General features: G+C 70.4%; 2 protein-coding genes. Both read left to right on the top strand.

The features are described from left to right. Positions 1-686 (top strand): substrate-binding domain-containing protein (locus AB0H87_RS41020; protein WP_360159034.1); only part of this gene is annotated, 686 nt, incomplete at its 5' end. 113 nt (positions 687-799) lie between these two features. Next, a complete protein-coding gene (locus AB0H87_RS41015) occupies positions 800-2,158 on the top strand; it encodes an extracellular solute-binding protein (protein ID WP_360159031.1) in 1,359 nt (452 codons plus the stop codon). Positions 2,159-2,200: the final 42 nt, after the last annotated feature.

The following is a 2,200-nucleotide window of genomic DNA, read 5'->3' as shown; positions in this document are numbered from 1 at the left end:
ACCTGGAGCGCGCCGCCCTCGACAAGATGATCTCGCGGCAGGTCGACGGCGTCGCGTTCGCGGTCTTCCACACCCACGCCGACGACCTGCGTCCGGTGATCGACGCGCAGATCCCCGTGGTCCGCCTCGGCGGGCGGCAGTCGCTGCCCGGCGTCGACCTCGTGCACAGCGACGACGAGGGCGGCGCCCGCGAGGCGGTCCGCTATCTGGTCCACAGTGGATACCAACGGATCGCCTTCATCTGCGGGCCGGCCGCCGAGGGCCCGGCCGCCGAGCGGGTCGCCGGCTACCGCGCGGCGCTCGACGAGGCCGGCATCGGTGCGGCGCGGAACATGGTCGTGCACACCGACTTCAGCCGGGCCGGCGGCGCGCACGGCCTGGAAAAGCTGATCCGCCAACGCAAGCGGCCCGACGCGGTGCTGTGCGCCAACGACATGATGGCGATCGGGGCGCTGGACGCCGCCCGGGAGCGCGGGCTGCGGGTGCCCGACGACCTCGCGGTGATGGGCTTCGACGACATCGACGCGGCCAGCCTCGTGACGCCCGGGCTGACGACGATCGCCAACCCGGCGCGCGAGATCGGGATGGCCTGCGCCCGGCTGCTGCTCGACCGGATCAACGGCGCCGAGGGCCCGGCCCGCGAGCTGGTGATACCGACCCGGCTGGTGCGCCGGCAGTCGGCCTGACCGCCGTCGATATAGAACCTCTTGACTTCCTGGCCGTTGCGAGTAGATTGCCGGTCAGTCTTAACGATTTGCTAGCCCGATAGATCCCCTTCGTCCAGCGGGAGGGCCAGACCATGATCGGAAACAGACGCATTCTCGCCACGGTGGCGGCCGCCGCCCTGGCCTTGACCGCCACCGCGTGCGGCAGCGACGACGACGGCACCGAGGCCGGCGGCTCGCTGACGATGTGGACGTTCAAGCGCACCCACGTCGACGCCCTGCAGCAGGCCGCCGCGGCCTTCAAGGCCAAGACCGGCATCGACGTCAGGATCGAGGCGTTCACACCCGACGACGTCTTCACCGCGAAGATCCAGAGCGCGGCGCAGACCAAGGACCTGCCGGACGTGCTCGAGCTGCACTCCGGCGGCGAGGACATGCGGGTCGGCGGCGGCGGGCTGCTCACCGACCTCAAGGGTGACTTCGACGGCAAGCTCGACCGCTTCCTGCCCAGCACCCGCGAGTCGGGCCGGGTCACCCAGCAGCGCAAGGACAGCATCGAGGAGCTGTCGAGCGCGTCCGTCGGCAGCCTCTACAGTGTCCCGTTCACGGCCGGCACCTTCGGCATCGTCTACGCCAACAAGCAGAAGCTGGAGGCGGCCGGCCTCGACCCGACCAGGCCGCCGGCCACCTGGGAGGAGTTCCTCACCTACCTCAAGGCGACCACGACTGCCGACAAGACCGCCGGCGGGCTCTCGCTCGGGCTCAAGGTGACCCAGACCGGGTTCAACTGGATCTACGAGCAGCTCGCGTTCGCGTACCTCGGCCAGCAGAAGTTCGAAGCCCTGTTCGGCAAGGGCACGACCGCCGGCTTCGGCTCGGCCGACGGCGTCCGCACGCTCGACCTCTACGCGCAGCTCAAGCCCTACTGGATCCCGGGTGTCAGCGCGCTCGGCATCGACGAGGCGGACATCGCCTTCGCGCAGGGCAAGTCGGCGTTCAACGTCGGTGGCACGTTCACGCTGGCGTTCCTCGCGCAGAACGGGATGAAGCCCGAGAACGTGCTGACGTTCCCGATCCCGCCGGCCTCCGGGGGCGCGGTGAGCGACCTGCGGCTGGCACCGCTCGCGCTGACGGGCCTGTCGGTCAGCTCGACGACCGGCAACAAGGACGCCGCGGTCCAGTGGGTCGACTTCCTCACCTCGACCGAGGGCGCCGGCATCTTCGCCAAGGCGTCGCTCGACCTGCCCGCCACCGACCTCGGCACACAGGCCGAGTCGCTGATCGGCAAGGACCTGGCCGCGCTGCAGCAGTTCTTCACCGGCCCGGCGGAGAGCACCTACGACGCCGCCAACCGCGGTTTCCGCCCGCCGGACTACGACGAGGTGGAGATGGGCAACCCGCTGCTGAAGCTGTCGCCGCTGGGCGAGGCTGACGCGGCCGGCACCGGCAAGACGCTCGACACCGTCATCAAGGCGATGTGGGACGCGAAGTAAGTGCCGGCCACCGAGACGACAACCCTGGCGGCGCGGCTGGTC

It is taken from the genome of Asanoa sp. NPDC050611, from assembly GCF_040654855.1.
Classification (GTDB): Bacteria; Actinomycetota; Actinomycetes; order Mycobacteriales; family Micromonosporaceae; genus Asanoa.
This window is presented reverse-complemented; position numbering and strand designations above follow the sequence as displayed.

Bases quoted from the DNA above. Each gene is read 5' to 3' on its own strand.
- AB0H87_RS41015 (WP_360159031.1), top strand. From the start codon at position 800: ATGATCGGAAACAGACGCATTCTCGCCACGGTGGCGGCCGCCGCCCTG.